General features: G+C 54.5%; 11 protein-coding genes. 4 read left to right on the forward strand and 7 right to left on the reverse strand.

What is annotated here, in order from left to right:
- Positions 1-57: 57 nt before the first annotated feature.
- A complete protein-coding gene (locus tag IM291_RS06105) occupies positions 58-6489 on the reverse strand; it encodes an inverse autotransporter beta domain-containing protein (protein ID WP_192986363.1) in 6432 nt (2143 codons plus the stop codon).
- Between the two features lie 715 nt (positions 6490-7204).
- Between IM291_RS06105 and IM291_RS06110 the strand changes: the two genes are divergently transcribed.
- From IM291_RS06110 to IM291_RS06120, 3 genes are all read left to right on the forward strand, one after another.
- Positions 7205-8950 (forward strand): S8 family serine peptidase, encoded by a 1746-nt coding sequence (locus IM291_RS06110; protein WP_226840262.1) that lies wholly within the window; start codon positions 7205-7207, stop codon positions 8948-8950.
- A gap of 378 nt (positions 8951-9328) precedes the next feature.
- Positions 9329-9766, forward strand: a complete 438-nt coding sequence (locus IM291_RS06115; protein WP_041911163.1) for a hypothetical protein — start codon at positions 9329-9331, stop codon at positions 9764-9766.
- Between the two features lie 16 nt (positions 9767-9782).
- Positions 9783-11549 carry a lytic polysaccharide monooxygenase gene (locus IM291_RS06120; RefSeq protein ID WP_192986367.1) on the forward strand — a complete coding sequence of 589 codons (1767 nt, stop codon included), beginning with the start codon at positions 9783-9785 and terminating at the stop codon, positions 11547-11549.
- Between the two features lie 117 nt (positions 11550-11666).
- On the opposite strand, the gene IM291_RS06125 is transcribed toward IM291_RS06120, so the two are convergent.
- Positions 11667-12416, reverse strand: a complete 750-nt coding sequence (locus IM291_RS06125; protein ID WP_192986369.1) for an A24 family peptidase — start codon at positions 12414-12416, stop codon at positions 11667-11669.
- A 45-nt stretch (positions 12417-12461) separates the two neighbouring features.
- A complete protein-coding gene (locus IM291_RS06130; protein ID WP_120279556.1) occupies positions 12462-12680 on the reverse strand; it encodes an ANR family transcriptional regulator in 219 nt (72 codons plus the stop codon).
- A gap of 167 nt (positions 12681-12847) precedes the next feature.
- On the opposite strand from IM291_RS06130, the gene IM291_RS06135 reads away from it, so the two are divergent.
- Positions 12848-14044: a hypothetical protein gene (locus tag IM291_RS06135; protein ID WP_048998757.1), complete on the forward strand. Its 1197-nt coding sequence runs from the start codon at positions 12848-12850 to the stop codon at positions 14042-14044.
- Here the strand turns inward: IM291_RS06135 and IM291_RS06140 are convergent.
- The 4 genes from IM291_RS06140 to IM291_RS06155 all read right to left on the reverse strand — a co-directional run bounded on the left by IM291_RS06140 (position 14007) and on the right by IM291_RS06155 (position 17538).
- Positions 14007-14534, reverse strand: a complete 528-nt coding sequence (locus IM291_RS06140) for a cytochrome b (RefSeq protein ID WP_028015621.1) — start codon at positions 14532-14534, stop codon at positions 14007-14009. The two genes, IM291_RS06135 and IM291_RS06140, sit on opposite strands and share 38 nt — an antisense overlap.
- 63 nt (positions 14535-14597) lie before the next feature.
- On the reverse strand, positions 14598-16199 hold the full coding sequence (locus IM291_RS22045) for a glycosyl hydrolase family 18 protein (protein ID WP_053087956.1): 1602 nt from the start codon (positions 16197-16199) through the stop codon (positions 14598-14600).
- Positions 16200-16348: 149 nt separating this feature from the next.
- Positions 16349-16828 (reverse strand): hypothetical protein, encoded by a 480-nt coding sequence (locus IM291_RS06150; protein ID WP_126296587.1) that lies wholly within the window; start codon positions 16826-16828, stop codon positions 16349-16351.
- Positions 16798-17538 carry a helix-turn-helix domain-containing protein gene (locus tag IM291_RS06155; RefSeq protein WP_028015618.1) on the reverse strand — a complete coding sequence of 247 codons (741 nt, stop codon included), beginning with the start codon at positions 17536-17538 and terminating at the stop codon, positions 16798-16800. Before IM291_RS06155 ends, IM291_RS06150 begins: the two co-directional genes overlap by 31 nt.
- Between the last annotated feature and the right edge of the window lie 394 nt (positions 17539-17932).

Here is a 17932-nt window from a genome sequence, read left to right on the forward strand (position 1 = left end):
GTTCAGGGGGCTTATGCCCCCTTGTTTACAAAAACACCTCAGAATGAATTAACGTGTTTACCAATCACAGCTACTTAAGCCCGTATTTTTAAACGTTTTTGATTCCGTCTTTCCTCTGATACCGTCCTTATTAACTGGCGTCACATAAAGCGTGACTTCCCCCCAATAGCCTAAAGTAACGCTTTTTATGTTGGAAACGACGGTGCTTCCCCACTTCCACTGAAATATCGTGTTGCCTTCAGATGCACCGCCATTAGCGTTGTAGGTGTAGGTTGCCGTTATTCTGTTACAGGCTCCGGTACTGCCGCTGTAACCCAGGTTTGTAACGAAAGGCGCAGGCTTAGATCTTATGGTAACAGCTCCACTAAAGGCCTGAGTGCCAGATAACGGCTGCCCTGAACCTTTAGGCGTCACGGCCACCCGCACGTCATAGCCCGCATAGCTGTCCGGCAGCGTGAACGTTTTTGCCGTTCCGCCTGCAACATTCCTCCACGTCTGGCCATCCTTCCACTGCCACTGGAAGCTGGAGACGTCCGTACCGGCCCCGTTTGCCGTGAAGGTGTATTCCGCCCTCAGGGTCTGCCCAACCTCCGGCGTGCCGGAGATCCTTAGCCCCGTCACAGACGGCATACCATACACCGCTACCGCCGGGCTGTTCTTTACCGCACCGGTCAGCGACGGCTGGCTGCTGCCCTTCGGCGTTACCATTACCCGCACGTTGTAACCCGCATAGCTGTCCGGCAGCGTAAACGTGCTTGCCGTGCCGCCTGCGGCATTCTTCCATGCTGCACCATCCTGCCACTGCCACTGGAAGCTGGAGATGTCCGTACCGGCCCCGTTTGCCGTGAAGGTGTATTCCGCCCTCAGGGTCTGCCCCACCTTCGGCGTGCCGGAGATCCTCAGGCCCGTTACCGACGGCGCGTCATAGGCTGCCATCGTCGGACTATCCTGTACCACACCGGTCAGCGACGGCTGGCTGCTGCCTTTCGGCGTTACCACCACCCGCACGCTGTAGCCCGCATAGCTGTCCGGCAGCGTAAACGTTCTTGCCGTGCCGCCTGCAGCATTCTTCCATGTTGCACCATCCTGCCATTGCCACTGGAAGCTGGAGGCGTCCGTCCCGGACCCGTTTGCCGTGAAGGTATATTCCGCCCTCAATGTCTGCCCCACCTTCGGCGTGCCGGAGATGTGCAGATCTGCCACCGATGGCGCACCGTAAACATCTAATGCCGGGCTTTGCTGCACCGCCCCGACCAGAGACGGCTGACTGCTGCCCTCCGGTATTATCGTTACTTTAATGCTGTAACCCGCGTCTCCCGCCTGGAGGGTGTATTCCCGGCCGTTGGCCCCCTCGATCGGCATCCAGCTGGTTTTCTCATATCTCGCCCAGATATAGGTTGAAGCATCCGCACCGGTTCCGTTCGCCTTGAAGGTATATTCCGCCCTCAAGGTCTGCCCTACCTTCGGCGTGCCGGAAATCTTCAGGCCCGACACCGACGGCGCGCCATATACTTCGACCGCTGAACTTTCCTGCGCCACTCCGGCCAGAGCCGGGTGACTGCTGCCCTTCGGCGTCACCACCACCCTCACGCTGTAGCCCGCATAGCTGTCCGGCAACGTGAACGTGCGTGCCGTATTGCCAGCGGCGGCCGCATTCTTCCAGGTCTCACCGTCCTTCCACTGCCACTGGAAGGTGGACGCATCCGCACCGCTCCCGTTTGACGAGAAGGTGTATTCCGCCCTCAGGGTCTGCCCCACCCTCGGCGTGCCGGAGATGTGCAGATTGGTTACCGACGGCGCCCCATAAGCGTCTACCGACGGGCTGCTCTGTACCGCTCCGGCCAGTGCTGGCTGGCTGCTGCCCGTCGGCGTCACCACCGCCTTAATGCTGTAACCCGCATCTCCGGCCTGGAGGGTATATTCCCGGCCGGTGGCTCCTTCGATCGGCATCCAGCTGGTTCTCTCATACCTCGCCCAGATATAGGTTGAGGCATCGGCACCGCTTCCGTTCGCCGTGAAGGTATATTCCGCCCTCAATGTCTGCCCCACCTCCGGCGTGCCGGAAATGTGCAGATCTGCCACCGATGGCGCACCGTAAACATCTAATGCCGGGCTGTGCTGCACCGCCCCGACCAGCGACGGCTGACTGCTGCCCTCCGGTATTATCGTTACTTTAATGCTGTAACCCGCGTCTCCCGCCTGGAGGGTGTATTCCCGGCCGTTGGCCCCCTCGATCGGCATCCAGCTGGTTTTCTCATACCTCGCCCAGATATAGGTTGAAGCATCCGCACCGGTTCCGTTCGCCTTGAAGGTGTATTCCGCCCTCAGGGTCTGTCCTACCTCCGGCGTGCCGGATGTACGCACGTCCTCCACCGCTGGCGTGCCGTAAGCCGTCACCGCCTGGCTCTCCTGTAACGTTCCGGTCAGCGACGGGTGACTGCTGCCCTTCGGCGTCACCACCACCCGCACGCTGTAGCCCGCATAGCTGTCCGGCAGCGTGAACGTTCGTGCCGTATTGCCAGCGGCTGCCGCATTCTTCCATGTCTCTCCGTCCTTCCACTGCCACTGGTAGGTGGACGCATCCGCACCGCTCCCGTTTGCCGAGAAGGTGTATTCCGCACTCAGGGTCTGCCCCACCTTCGGCGTGCCGGAGATATGCAGGTCTGTCACCAACGGCGCGCCGTAAATCTCCACGCCGGATTCGCCTTTTTTGCCGTTGACCGTGGCGCTCACCGTGATGGTTCCACCGGTATTTTTCGTGGTGACGGTCATTGTCCCCACGCCTCCGGTTCCGGTGATGGTGCTGGTCTCCCCCCGAGCCACCAGCTCCGGTTTGTCGATATCCCAGACAATCGCCTCGCCCACTACCGCACGGCCAAAGCGGTCCTTCACCGTGGCGGTGTAGGTAATGGTGTTCAGCCCGTTAGCTTCCACGCTGGCCGCACTGGCAGTGACCGTCACGGCTGACGCTTTCCCGGTGACCGGCTCCGTTTTTGATGACGCCTTATAGCCCTCATTTTTGGCCGCGTTGGTAGCGGTTACCGCGACAAACAGCGTTGCCCCTGTGTCCTGCTCTGTCAGGTGATAACTGTCCGACGTGGCGCCGTCGATCGCGCCACCGTCACGGTGCCACTGGTAGCTCAGCTTCACCTCACCGCCGCCGTTCTGTTCCACGTCCACCTTCTCAACGCTTACCGTGTCACCCACCTTCAGCCCGGCGGTTTGGTTCAGCGTGATGCTTTTGATCGTCGGAATCCCCTGCAGCGCCACGCCGGACTCGCCCTTTTTGCCGTTGACCGTGGCGCTCACCGTGATGTTTCCGCCGGTATTTTTCGCGGTGACGATCATCGTTCCCGTGCCTTCTGTACCGGTGACGGCGCTTGCCTCTCCCCGGCTCACCAGCTCGGGCTTGTCGATGTCCCAGACAATCGCCTCGCCCACAACCGCACGGCCGAAGCGATCCTTCGCCGCGGCGTTATAGGTAATGGTGTTGAGACCGTTCGCATCCACGCTGTCCGCGCTGGCGGTTACCGTAACATCTGACGCCTTCCCGACCACCGGCTCCGTTTTCAACGACGCCTTATCGCCTTCATTTTTGGCATTGTTGGTCGCGGTCACCACCACAAAGAGAGTCGCACCCGTATCCTGCTCCGTCAGGTGATAACTGTCTGACGTGGCGGCATCGATCGCGCCACCGTCACGGTGCCACTGGTAGCTCAGCGTCACCTCACCGCCGCCGTTCTGCTCCACGTCCACCTTTTCCACGCTTACCGTATCGCCCACCTTCAGCCCGGCGGTTTGGTTCAGCGTGATGCTGCGGATAATCGGGTAACCGTTGAGCGTCAGCTGCGTCGCTTGTTTTTTGCCGCCAATATCGACCTCTATTTGCGCATTGCCCCCCGCGGATGCGGTCGTAAACGTGGCCGTCGCTTTGCCTTCTGCATCGGTTTTTTCGATCGCGTTGCTTAGCGCGCCAAACTGCTGCGTGATTAACGACCACGTTACGGGTGCGTCCGGTACGCTATTGTTGTGCTCATCCAGCGCGATGGCGGTCAGCGTCGAAGTGCTGCTCCCATTGGCATTCAGCGTATCTGGGGTACCTTTAAGCTCAACATGATTCACTTTCCCGACAGTCACATTGACGATCTTCTGCTCATCACCGGCGGAGACTTTCACCTGCGTTGGCGCTTTTTCAGGTACTACTACGGTTGCACTGGCAATACCGTGCTCATCGCTGTCTCCGGTAGGCGCTTCCCGGAACTGACTCCCTTCTATCCGCCAGGTGATGGCCTGCTTACGGCTGATAACCGCGTTATCAAACCGGTCATACAGCTGCGCGCTGACGGTTTTATCCTGACTGCCTGCGACCGCGTTTTCCGGGACGTCCAGCACAACTTTTTCCACCGGCCCTGGCTCAAGGCTTACGGGCGCTGACGGGCTACTCACGGTATCTACCGTGGCGTTCACCACCCACTTCTCTGCTGCTTTTTGCGGCGCGATAAGCGCGATGGATGCTCTTCCCTCGCTATCCGTTTTGCCGCTCAGGGTTTCACCGTTACTGCTCCACGTGACGTTCTTCTCAACCGTCAGAGGCTTACCATCCTGATCGGTAACTTCAATAGTGAACGTCTTTTCCGTGGCAACTTCTGCGCGCTCGGGAGAGGCCACGAAGCGGATGGCAAGCGGGTGGGCAAAATCGACCACCAGCGCCATCTTCTCCTGCTGAACATTGTTATCACTGGCGGTGCTCTGGGTCTGGATCCCGCCTGGCGGGATCAGCGAGGCCGTAATTTCATCTTCACCATCCGCCATGATGTTTTCTATTTTTACCAGCGCCTGACCGTGCTCATCGGTGCGTACGCTGTTTTGCGACAACGAGCCAAGCGAGTTCCTGCTCTGCCAGTACACCATCTGATCGGTCAGAGGGGAGCCCTGACCGTCTTTCACCTCGGCTAACACCAGCAACGCACCGTGACTCTCTTCGAAGAACTTCACGCTGCCGTCACGGCGGATCTCACCGGGTGAAAGCAGATGATCGATACGCAGGGTGGTTATCGTTGCGCTCCCGGTAACTTTCGCCGTTCCGCTCTCCCCTGGTATCCCTTTTTTGTTGAACGGTGTGACTTCAAAGACCACGCTTCGGGCCATATCACGCGTTTGCACCTCATACGTAGCACTCCCTTCCTTGAGCAGTTCGCCTGAATCTGCGTCATACCAACGCATCCGGGTTTGTTCAGGGTCTTCATCCTCCCCTTCATTGCTTTTATAGAGATAACTCCCCTCCAGGATCTGGCCCGGGGACATGTCCCCCTTAATGGCAACGCCCTCGACGGAAGGGGCAAAATCGCCCGGCGTCACGGTCAGGTGATAGCTGGCGGAACTTAATACGTGCTCCGGATCGACAGGTGACGTTTCCGTCGCTGTGATGGTGACATCGCCCCGATGCGTTGGATTCACCAGTCCGCTGCCCGGCTCCACGGTCGCGATCGCCGTGCTGGAGGAGGTGTAGCGAATGACGCCCCCCTGCCCACCTTTCACCGCGTGCAGCAAAGGCACGCCAGCCTGCGTGGTTTTTTCCGTCGGGCTGAAATAGAGACGTCTGTCTTTTTCTTCCTGCTTATAGGCGAGAACGATGTTGTTATTACGGGTAACGAACTCCGTGCGGGACTGCATGAGCGATGGCAAAGCCGCCGCATTTTCACTTGCCAGCATCTCGGAAAGTTTTCGGCCAAACTCCCAGTGGAAATTCAGCCCCACAGAGAAGTTATCCCGCTGCCCACTAATCATGCTCTGCTCCGCGCTGACCCCTACCAGCGGCACAGGTTGCCACTTAAGCCCGAGGTTAAGCCCGTGAGGATTGTGGCTGGCTTCGCTGCGGCTGCCGTTAACGTCCACTTTGTCGCCATACCACTGGAACCAGCCCAATTTAAGCGCGACGTGCTGTGAAAGGGCCGTCTCCAGATTGAGATCCCAGCCGCGGGCGGCACGTTCATACAGTTCATAGCGGTCGGGATCGTCATTAAACATGCTGTCGTCAGAATGACGCCAGCCGCTCAGGGGCAGGTAGTAGTTCGCGGACGCACGAATCCCATCGCTCCACAGCTCGGCGCCTGCCCCCATTCGGTTATGGTGGCGCGTGACATCCTGATCGAAAAAGAGGTTTCCACCCGCCATCAGATGCGGGTTAAAGGTATGCCGCCAGCCCAGGCCAACGTTAAGGATATCGCGCTCGTTCCAGCGGTGTGCGCTCATCTGAGTGAACAGAATGTCGTGTTGCCAGATTTTAACCGGCCACAGATAGTCCAGCCCGAAATCGCGGCTATCGCTCCCGCCAATACCGACATCTGCCTTAACGCGAGCTTTCCCGCCGATATTGTTTAACCACGCTTCCACTTCCTGGGTTAACGCGGCATTCACCTCGCTATTTGCCGCACCGCGCAGGGCATCACCCGCGCCGTTTTGTTGGGCGCTTCCCCACATGCCAGCCATTTTATCCCGCAGGGGCTGATTGCTTTCGCTTTCAATGGTTGCGTGAGTTTCAGTTTGCGCCCGCGCGACGGGGGGAACCGTGAGCAAAAAGATGGAAAATAAATAATGTAAAAGGATTATCCACACGGATAATTTTTGACGTAAAGAACAGTACGAAACACTGGGCATTGTGACGCATCCCTAATTAATTAAACTCCCTGGTTAGCGATATTAAGATCCAGATAATTCCTAAACTCCATACAGTAATCAGGAGATGATCATGAGATTTTCCGTCCCTCATTAAATTCAATGCTTAGGCGTTGATGTTTAACAACTCTTTCAGCCTGCTTCATAAATTTCTCAGCCCAACTTCAGCCGTATATTTTCCGGAGCAGGTAATTCTTAACATGGAACAGACACCTCGCAATTTTATTGCTGCCCGTCTTCTTATGCAGGTTTTCCCCTAATGGCAGGATGATCCCATCAATACTCTGGATGTCATTTAATAAGGAAGATCGTTGACATGAATAAAACTGGACTGGCCCTGCTTATTTGTGCACTATTGAGTGCCCCCGCTTTTGCGCAAAATTCCGTCACGCACGAGCAAGCCTGGGAAGGCACTTCGTATCTCTCCGTTATCGTGAAATTAAAACCCGGTACAACGCTTAATAAGTCTTCACCCTTTTCATTACGCGACAGTACCCTCGCCGTGAGTCCGTTATTTACGGCAAATCATTTGCGCAGCAGTGAATTAAGCGAGATGGATGCGCTTAATGAACGCTACGGCTTTAACCGTTATTTACGTATAGCCCTGCCAGCCGATAAGCAACATGACGCGGCATATATCAATGACGTAATTAATGAACTGGCGGCGCGACAAGATATTGAGCTGGCTTACCCGGAATCCATGCCGGTGTCGCTGGAAAAGGGGGTCACTGTTCCCGACCTGCCGCCCTATTCCGGGCTGAGCTATGCCCTGAACAGTACCAGCCAGGCCACCGTCCCGGATTTTCGTGGATTGCAGGATTACACCAAATCGCCAGATGAAAAACGGCCCGGCTACTATATGGGTGGCGTTAATCGCGACAGCGTAAGTCAGTATTCAGGGCACGATGGTAGCGGCATTTCGCTGGTCTCGATGGAAAACAACGCATGGAATACCAGCCATGTGAATTTGCCGCCGATCGATTTCCATGAAGGTGATAAGCGCTATACGCCAGGCGAAGATCACGACACCAGCTCCGTCGGGATTATGGCGGCGAAAGATATCAATGCGGGCATCAAAGGCCTGACGTGGAACGCCCGTATGGGATACGTCAAATGGCAGGCCAATAATCTCTACAATATGATCCCCAGACTCCAGGCAGGAGATGTAGTGCAAATTGGTATGCAGACCGGCGGAGGAGATGTGACAGGTTGCACCTCCTCTTGCTATGTTCCCCAGGAAAACGCTCCAGCCTATTATGACGTGATAAAAGCGCTGACGGATAAGGGCGTGCACGTGATTCAGGCGGCAGGCAATGGCAATATCAACCTCGATCACGCCGGATTTAATGGAAAATTTGACGTTAAAAAGCGGGATTCCGGCGCGATCATTGCGGGCGCGTTTTGTGCAAACAATGGCAAAAAAGCCTCTTTCAGCACCTATGGCTCACGTGTGACCAGCGCCAGCTGGGGCTGCTGGGATGTGGTTACTACGGGTTACGGCGGTTTGCATAGCATAAAAAATGCGGAATACACCTCAAGTTTCTCCGGCACGTCCTCCGCGAACCCGATTATCGCAGGCGTGGTCGCCAGCCTGTCGGCCATTGCAAAAGCGCACAATATCACCGTCACGCCTCAACAGATGCGCTCCATTCTCCAGGAAACCGGTACACCTTTAGCTGCGGGGGATTCAGCGAAAGTAGGTACTCACCCCAATATGGCAAAAGCTGTAGCCAGGATTCTGGAACTCAAAGAGGAAGAGCAGGAGGAGGTAAAGGCAGTGCCGGGAGAAAGCTTTACCGTTACCGGCACGACCGATTCTTCCCGTGCGTACCAGTTAGACGGGAGCGCCAGCAAGAATGCCGTCTCCTGGAAATGGACTATCGACAAAAACAGTACTGGCACATTCTGGCTACAGGAGAAACATGCCGGAGGCTGGGTACGTGAAGTTTCAGGGCCTACCGCCCGGGCACTCATTCCTGCCAATACAGACGGAGAAGCAACCTACTGGTTAACCGTCACGGGCAAAGACGGAAGCGTGAGCGCTGAGAAGATCACCGTAACGGTGAAAAAACCACAGTTACCTGATATTCCTGATGACAGCTCAGAAGCGTATAACCCGCGGATCGCCTACCCGGTGAAATGTACCCGCGTATCGCATAACGGCAAAATCTGGCTGAATCAGTGGTATGTCAACGCAGGACAAGAAGAGCCAGGAAGCGGCGGTGAGTGGGGGGCATGGCGAACGTCGGATGCAGCTAATAATAGCTGCCCTTAAAAACCCTTTTGGTTAACATAATAGTAAAGCCTGGATATAAGCCAGGCTTTACTTTATTAATTCAACACTCAGGAAAAGCGTAAAAACGTCATTTCTTAAACTCCGTCCTCGCTCAGATTTTATTAATACGCGTCAAGGACTGAAATTGGCAGTACTATTTCATACTCTGTCGCGCTCCGCCCTCTTTACAGCACGAACGGTCGCTCTTCTCTGCCGAAACTCCCCGACTCTTAATTGCTCAGAGAAGTCTCTTATTCAAGCCGGTTGTCTCCTCCCGTTACTATTTGTCCCTGTTATCACACGGTAATAACGCCTTTTTACCTGCGCCGCAGGTGAGATTAACTTTTCGTTATTGTTCAGTAATAAATAAGGGAACTTATGAAATTAACAGGATCTGCTTTTGTCCTTGCCGCTTTACTGGCAGGGGCGGGCGTCAGCGTTTCAGCTAACGCCGCCACGACCTCGCCATCGGCAAACTGCGAACAGGGTCACCAGAACTGCATGAAAGAACTAGGCACGCTGGAACGCGCCGTCAACGGTGAGAAAGTGAAGGTCGTTGAAGGGCAAACGATTCGTGCGCGCTTCTTTAACGACGGAACCGAACTGCCAAATCTGGAAACGCGCGTCACCATTCTTGCTGGCGAAGAGGCCCACTGGTCCTACGCCCTCGCCCAGGCTATCAATCAGCAGCACCCCGAACTGCGTGCCGGTTTCAGGCACAGCAACGGCGAGATTACACCCGATGAGTCAGAGCCAAATAAGGTGTATGCCAAACAGAACAACCCTCTCAGTCACGTAGAAGTGTCCTTCAATTAATTCAGGGAAGATTATTTTGAAAATACTCAAGATGAATAATATTACGTCGGCGTTAGCCGTGGCATTGATTGGTATGTATTCCACGGGCGCACTGGCGCATGGCTATGTTTTTGAACCAAAATCCCGTTCGGTGATTCATTTCCCGCCGATGAACGATAAAGGTGAGCATAGTAACGTCTGGCCTGCTGACGCCGTGGAAGCGCCGAAGCTCCCGGCTGGCAACGATATGAGCCCAACCCCGATCGCCAACGAACAGCTATTCCAGTTCCCGCCGGATGGAAAACTGGCAAGCGGTGGTTCAACGGCAACTCCCGCCTTCAGCAAGCTTGATGACGAAAAGCAGAATACCTACAACAACCCGATGTCTGCGGGTCCGCACCAGTTTAAATGGCATTTACCGGCTAAGCACCGCACCACCTATTTTACCTACTACATCACTAAGCCGGACTGGCAGTCTGTTCCGGGTGCGGATTCGCGCCTGACCAGGGCGATGTTTGAAGATAAGCCATTCTGCCATAAGGTTTATACCTATGCGCCAGGCAACCCGTCGGCAGATATTTCGATCCCGACAGGCTTCGAAACCCACACTTGCGACGTACCGGAGCGTGAAGGTAAGCAGAAAATTTATGCCGTCTGGCGCGTGCGCGATACCGATAACGCATTTTATCAGATGGTCGACGTTGATTTCGGCGGTGAGGTCATTAGCAAACCGGTGGCCAGCGTCACGCCTTCCAGCCATAACCTGTCAACCAGCGCGCTGTCGCTGGACGGTAGCGCCTCTACCGGGAAAGAGCTGAAATATCACTGGGCCGTCACCAGCAATGCCGACAAGGTCATTCTGGAAAACAGCACCAGCGCGAAAGCCAGCATTCGCCTGAAGGCTAAACCTGAGAGCGATTTTACCGTTAATGTGAAGCTGACCGTCACTAACGATAAAAACGAGATTGATTCAAAAACCGTCACCCTGAATGCCAAAGCGGACGCAGGTAACACGGCACCGGTGGCGAAGCCGGGCAAAGACTTCACCGTGACCAGCAACAGCGGTTCCCGTGGTTATGACCTTAACGGTTCCGCAAGCGTGAATGCTGAAGAATATCAATGGACTATCGACTCTGGCCATGACATTGGTGCGTTGCAGGTCGCCGATGGCGGTGAATGGGTTTCAACCGTCAAAGCAGCGAAAGCCCGTGCGCTGATTAAACCCGGCAAAATCGGTGTAGTGACCTATCGCCTGACGGTTAAGGCCAAAAATGGCAAAACCAGCACCGACACTATCAAGGTGACCGTGAAGGAAGCGCAGCAGGCTTCTGATGTGCAGATCAATACGGGCAACAACCAGGACACCATCGTTGGCAGTGACGTTATTGCTGCCGCCGTCGTGTCCAAAAACAATGACTCGTTAAAAGGGGCAAAAATTGAATGGTCCGCACTGAATCACGCCGATAAGATTCAGATCTCGTCACCAAATAACTTCAGCACCAACCTCATGGGTAAACATCCGTATACCGACAATGTGGACGTGACGCTGCAGGTGAAAGTGACGGCGCCTGACACCGGTAAAGTCTCCACGGCGACGAAGGTGATCAAGCTGCGCCCGGCGCAAACCAATGTAAAAGCCTGGGATCACAGCAAGACTTACAAGACACCTTGTGAAAAAGTGAGCTATGAGGGCAACATCTGGCTGAACAGCTGGGAAACCCGAGGCGTTAAGCCTGGTTCCGATGGCGAGTGGGGCGTCTGGAAGAAAGAAGGTGCTGCCAACATGCCTAAAGAGTGCAAATAATACTGTAAGTTAACTCTGGCCGGGTCTTCACTGACCCGCGCCTCACATTATCATTCCCTGCCTACACTTTCGTTATCATTTTTGCGCCGGAAATCACCCCTTCGTTCCGGCGCTTTTTTATCGGTATAAGATCACCCACCCTATCGCGGCAATAATCGGATACGGGCCGAAAGGAAACGGTTGACCGGGCTTGATCCGCAACAGAATCAGCGCCGTGATCAGCGCCAGCAGGGTCGAGGCAACAAAAACATCCAGCAGCGCCAGCGGGCCAAGCCACGCCCCGATCGCCGCCAGCAGTTTCATATCCCCCATCCCCATCCCTTCATGGCCGCGCAACAAACGAAACAGCAAAGAGAGGGTCCAGGGCACGCCAAATCCCAGCAGAGCGGCGATTAATGCCTGCGTTGGCTCCACCCGGCTATAGCCGCTGACGGCAAACGTCAGAGACATCGCCAGCAGCGGGAGCGTCAGACGGTCGGGCAGGAGCATGGTGCGCAGGTCAATAAACAGCAGCGGCAGCAAAAACGTCACCGCCAGCAGGTCGAACAGGCTCTGCGGCGTGACGCCCTGCTGCCAGATAATCACCCCGTACAGCAGCGCCATAAGCCCTTCAACCAGCGGATAGCGCCACGATATCGCCTGACCACAGCTGGCGCAGCGCCCGCGCAGCAGCAGCCAGCCCATCAGAGGAACATTGTGGCGAAATTTAATGGGGTGTTTACAGCGTGGGCAGTGGGAAGCAGGCCACGATAAAGAGAGTGCTTCACCGTGGAGAATCAAGGGGAGCCGATAAATGATGACATTGCAAAAACTGCCGATAATGGCACCCAGAAAAACGCTAAAAACGAGTATTACACTCTCAACCATGGTTCCACACTCTAAGGGACATGCAATCTCCGATAATAGCAGAGACTACTCGTTATATTTAGGCAGCCTGTTTGCACGTAAAGTACAAAAGTCTCCGCGCAAGTTCGCCCATTCAATATTCAGATGCGTTTTTGCATACTGTGCCGCTTCTTTCCACAATAATGCCGCGATATGCCACTCCTTTCCCTGTTCATGTTCTGCCGCTCGTGAAGAAAGTGAAAACCACAGGGTAGCAGGGTCGCGTTTGTCGCTTTGCCAGTCCATCGTTAAGCCCTTTAGAAAAAATCCCAGCGTATCAATAGCGACGATAAAATAATTGAGCTTAAAATGATAAATACCTGAATAACGCTGAATGCCTCAGTGGGAGAACAACGCTGATTACCAATATTATCCGCTGGCTGGCCTTTTCGGGTCTCTATATCCTGCTGGCATTGCTGAGCTTTCATACGCGGGATAGCTGGAGCCTCTCCACCACGCTCTGGCTCCCGGCGCCGCTGCTTTTCGCCGCGTTATGGCTGACGGCCCCGCGAGAGTGGCCGCTGTGGCTGGCTACCGCGGGCTTGCTGCATGTGTTTGCTGGCGTCTGGATAGGCCGCCCGCTCGCGCTGGCGTGCCTGTTCGCCCTCTTCGACGTCGCGATATTTCCACTGTGCGTCGCCGTCTTTCGTCTGAATGCGCAACTGCCTGCGCTGCGTTTTGCGCGCAGGCCGATTATTGGTGAACTGATCTACCCCCTGCAGTTAATCTTCAGCATTTTTTGCGGCAGCCTGCTGCTTAATCTGGCGCTGTTACTCTCAGGGTATCCGATTGCGCCTCTGCATTTTTTTTCCTGGGTGCTGGCGGCATTAACCGGCATTCTCGCCATTCTGCCGCTGCTGCGTGAGAGCAAAATGCCGTCGCACCCGCGGTTTAACGGGCGGGAAGCGTTGCTCCTTGCCGCGAATACCCTGGTGCTGATAACGGGGTACTTTTTCCTGCCACCGCTCTGGCAGGGGCTAAACCTGCTGCTGGTGCAAACGACGGTGGTTTTACTGAGCGTGTTTGCGCTCTCCGGACGCGGCGTTGGCGCTCTGCTGCTTATTCAATACCTGATTGTGGTGCTGGCGACCCAGCAGCGGGAAGGGATTTTTTACACGCTAACGCCCGATCTCATCCCCGCAATCTGGCAGGCGCAGTGGTACCTGGTATTTTCGGCGATTTTTGCCAACTGTTTATATCAGTACCGCCGCTGGATCCAACAGCAACAGGCGCTCGCGGCCAGCACCAGTGCCATCATTATTCGCCTGTCGCAGACGGGTTCTTGCGTCGTGTTTCGCCTCTCGATGCCAGAGGAGGAGATCCTCTGGCAAGGCAGTACGGAAGCGCTGTTCCCTGATGAGGAAAAGACGCTGAGCACCCTGACGCTACTGGACGCACACTGCGATACGCCGTTCCTGCCCGGTTTTCGCGCCTGGTACTCACAGCAACGTGAAAGCAGCTTTGCCCGGGAAGTTGTTCTGCAAACGCTGCACGGAAGGCAGATGCGCGGGATGGTGATGTTTCACAGGATTGGCAATACCGCGCATCTGATGGGGGGAGTGAGCCTCTTTCTCACAGCATCCGCTGCAGAATCTCCCGCTGCCCACTAAAGGTGTACTTCAACACCGCCGCGACATGCCCAAGCAGAATCACACCCAGCAGAATGCAGCTATAGCGATGCACCTGGAAGAAAAACGCATTCACTTCGGCGATGGCAATCGGGCGGGAAACCGGCACCAGACCAAACAGGTTGTAGTCTTTTTGCAGCATCAGAAAACCGCTAACCAGCACCACCATAATGGTCAGATAAAACAGCTCATGAATAAATACCACCAGCTGTTTTTTACGTCCGGCTACCGTTGCCGGATAGGGCACCGAAGGGCGGAAGAAACGCCAGACGAAGCGCACCATCATGATAGGCGTGGCGATGGTACCCAGCGACATATTCAGCACGGAGAAAAAGGTAAACCAGCGGGTTCCTTCCAGCGCGTGCAGAATATAGCCCATGCACATCGCGTAGATAATGACGGCTGCGACCACCCAGTGCAGAAGGCGAGAAAACCGATCGTAACGTTTGGCAATAACCAGAGAAGTTTGCATAGTCGTTGTCCTGTAAAACAAAAAGCACGGCTCCCTGCGAAGCCATGCTGTTTAAAAAAGAGGTTATTCAGCTACCCACAAGTTGCGGGCCCGATCCGGCGACCAATGGCTGGCACCTGTATGGCCAATCTGACAGCGGTAAACATTGCCCTCATAGAGCACTTTATCCCCTACGGCATAGAGTTTGCCCGGCGTGAATGGGGTAACGTCGCCGCCCTGGCCGCCCTCTTCGCCTCCGCCATCGTCATTATCGGGCACGGTAACGTTGACCGGCTGGCTCGGCGTAGCGAAGTTGTTGGCTGCATCATAGGCGATGACCGTATAGCGATAGCTCATGCCAGGCTGGGTTTGGGTGTCGGTAAAGTTGAGTTCATGGGTATCACCGATCTTTTCCAGACCGCGCCAGATGGCATACCCCGCCACGCCCGTATTATCCTTAGCTGGCAGCCAGCTGAGCGAAACATCCTGCCCCTTCAGCGTGGCCTGCACGCCCTGCACCTGTGTTGGCGCCTGAGTATCCGTTTCGTCGCCCCCATCCGGCAGACTGCCGTCAAGGATGCTCTGGTAGCGGTTCAGAAATTCATAGCCGTAATGTTGACCATTTTTAGTGTTGCCATTGTCCCAGTTCACTGACCAGGTCATGAGCCCTTTTACCGCTTCATTTTTTGCTTCCAGTCGCGAAAGTGCGTTAAAGACACTCTGCGCGTCTCGCACATAGCCGGTTCCTGCCGCATCCGCATTGGCCGGGAGACCAATCACCAGCTTGTTCGCCGGGATCTTCACATAACCGCGCGTCCCGTTTGCCAGGCTGTCGGTGAGATAGTAAAGGAAAAGCTCTTTTTGACGGTCGCTATAGCCCTTCCCCCATTCCTGCGGCAGCCACCATTCACCGACTTCGTCCTTCTCCTCCTGCGTCATCATATTCACGCCGTCGCCCGCCTGGTTGTAATACTGTGGAGCGATAAAGTCATACACGCCCTCAAGATTTTGCAGGTAGGCTTTGTAGTTGACCCCGCGATCGGCCTGGAGATAGGGGAACTCTGGCGCCATGCTGATGATGAAGTGTTTGCCCTGCTGCTGATAATGGTCGCGCACCATTTTCAGTGCCGCCGGGATCACCGTACTGTTTTCAGCAGCGGTAATGGCCGTCTGCTCCAGATCGATATCAAGACCATCAAAACCATAGCGATCGGTCAGGCGAATAATCTCCGCCGCGAACGCCTCAGTCTGGTCTTTGTTCAGTGCAATGTGCGCGTCAGCGCCGCCCAGTGAAATCAACACCGCGCGCCCCTGCTCGTTCAGCTCTGCAACCTGAGCGCGGAACTCCTCATCGCTCGCGTTGTAGGGTTTGAAGGTGGGAATATTCCCGCTCTGGCCGTCCATAACTTTCATGAAGGAGACGTTGACGACGTTGTAGCCTCTCGGCACTTCACGCAGCGACATATCAGAAGGTAAACCTCCCTGATAGCCGCGCGCTTTGTCTATCTCTTCCGGGTTAATTCCCCAGTTGTGCCAATAACCTACGAGAATTTTTTTCTGACTGATATCCGGCATCTGTGAGGCGGCGTCGGTTGCGGCCGCATGGCTAAACGTGCTGACCAGCATTCCGCTTAACGCCAGGCCTGCGGCGATAGCGCTCAGAGATATTTTATTTTTCTTTAACATGGGAGATATCCTGCTCCAGGTTTAATAATGAAATCCTGTCCCGCAAGATAGGATATTCATCTTCCTGAAAACAGGAGAACAGCTCACTGCAGCAGCAGATTTAAAAACTCGTCAGCCTGGATATGTCTTATAATAAAATTATCGTGGGATTATTTATACTCACACATTGCTACCCAGTTATCATTAATTTTCATCAGCCAGCTATCTTTATTAATCGGCTTGAATAACAGGTTAATATACTGACCATCTTCACTTATCAGAAAGGTCTTCTCCGGCAGCTGATCGCCAACGGCAATTTTTAATTCTGCCACCCGGCCATTGATGACGTTTCCCTTCTGTGTCACCGATTTTAACTGCAGGGTTCGGTTGAATACCCGGTTACCGGCCTCATCGGTTTTTACACCAAATAGCGTTAGCCTGTGGAGTTTAGGCCACCAGGTGATCACACCATTAAACTGGTAATGCTGCAGGCTTTCATCAATAAATTTACCATTACGTATGACGCTGCTGCAGGGCTCGGCGGGCACTTTTCTGCTCTCCAGGTAGTTGCTGGTCAGGTAAGCCAGCGCGCCACCCAGCGAAACGCTGATGCAAACCATCAATATGACGAATAGTATTCGTAACCGCATTTTCCCTCCTGAGATAGTTCGCCTTCACATTGCGCAACGAACACTTTTGGACCGTTCGACGCGATGTACACGTTATTGATGCCCGCCGGCAGGGCATGCCGCTTTCTCGCCAGCGCCTGCCGATCGACACTGCGCAGCGAAGAGAGATGAAACATGACGCCATCTACGTAGATATTTTCCTGAAACGCCTGCGGCGTGTCCGCCGTGCAGACCACCACCAGCGTTGGAAGGATAATCAACAAGCTGCACAGCGCCGCCAGCAGAGCCCCGTATTGACGTGGGGGAGTTTTCATTGGCTCCGCCGTGATAGCAGGCAACGACGGGCAATCGACGGGAGTGGGACAAGACGCGTTATCAGGCTCTTCTGGCGGCGGGCAAGCGACCTCACTGTCCTGCGTTTCGCAGGGTGCCAGTACTACACCATAACGGGGAATGGTTTTAATGATCGAGCCCGGCAGGCCGGCATTTTGCAGCTTGCGGCGGAGCATTTTTATAAGCTGGTGATAGCTGGATTCACTAACAATCATGCCCTGGTTAAGCCAGATCTCTTCAAATATGGTCTCTTTTTTACATTTGCCGCTGAGGATCAACTCCAGCAAACGACGCTCGTTGGGCGTCAGATGTATATCACCATGATCCACGGTTGCCAGAGATGATTTTTCCGGTACGAACGTTACTGACGCTGAAAGAGAGATTTCTTCGTTATTCACGGGTAGGTCCTGGATAATAAAATTACAGCGTTTACATTGTTATGACGAAAAAGCGCAGGGATTAACAGTTACATGTCTGTTATCTAATTCAGGCACAAATTAACAACATATCCTTATAAATGATAGTACCTTCGCTCTTTGCGCTATTTCCCGTCCTGATTTTTCCACAACCAATTCATGATTTCAGAAAGTTTATTCTGAGTAACGCCTGAGTAATACCTGATATTCAACCTGAACAATAAGGAATTCCTTTCCGTACCTGAGAAATATCGTCCGCCATGCCGCTATTTCGCGATAAATAACAAACCATTCAGCTGCTCCGGAAAAAATCTCTATCATAGAATGTGAAAACGTCGTTACTTTACCTTTCGGTTTTCCATCAGGATCGGCTGAT

Source organism: Enterobacter cloacae complex sp. P27C (genome assembly GCF_014895705.1).
Taxonomy (GTDB): Bacteria; Pseudomonadota; Gammaproteobacteria; order Enterobacterales; family Enterobacteriaceae; genus Enterobacter; species Enterobacter bugandensis.

Bases quoted from the DNA above. Each gene is read 5' to 3' on its own strand.
- IM291_RS06125 (WP_192986369.1), bottom strand. From the start codon at position 12,416: ATGGTTGAGAGTGTAATACTCGTTTTTAGCGTTTTTCTGGGTGCCATT.
- IM291_RS06130 (WP_120279556.1), bottom strand. From the start codon at position 12,680: ATGGACTGGCAAAGCGACAAACGCGACCCTGCTACCCTGTGGTTTTCA.
- IM291_RS22045 (WP_053087956.1), bottom strand. From the start codon at position 16,199: ATGTTAAAGAAAAATAAAATATCTCTGAGCGCTATCGCCGCAGGCCTG.
- IM291_RS06140 (WP_028015621.1), bottom strand. From the start codon at position 14,534: ATGCAAACTTCTCTGGTTATTGCCAAACGTTACGATCGGTTTTCTCGC.
- IM291_RS06105 (WP_192986363.1), bottom strand. From the start codon at position 6,489: ATGGCTGGCATGTGGGGAAGCGCCCAACAAAACGGCGCGGGTGATGCC.
- IM291_RS06115 (WP_041911163.1), top strand. From the start codon at position 9,329: ATGAAATTAACAGGATCTGCTTTTGTCCTTGCCGCTTTACTGGCAGGG.
- IM291_RS06150 (WP_126296587.1), bottom strand. From the start codon at position 16,828: ATGCGGTTACGAATACTATTCGTCATATTGATGGTTTGCATCAGCGTT.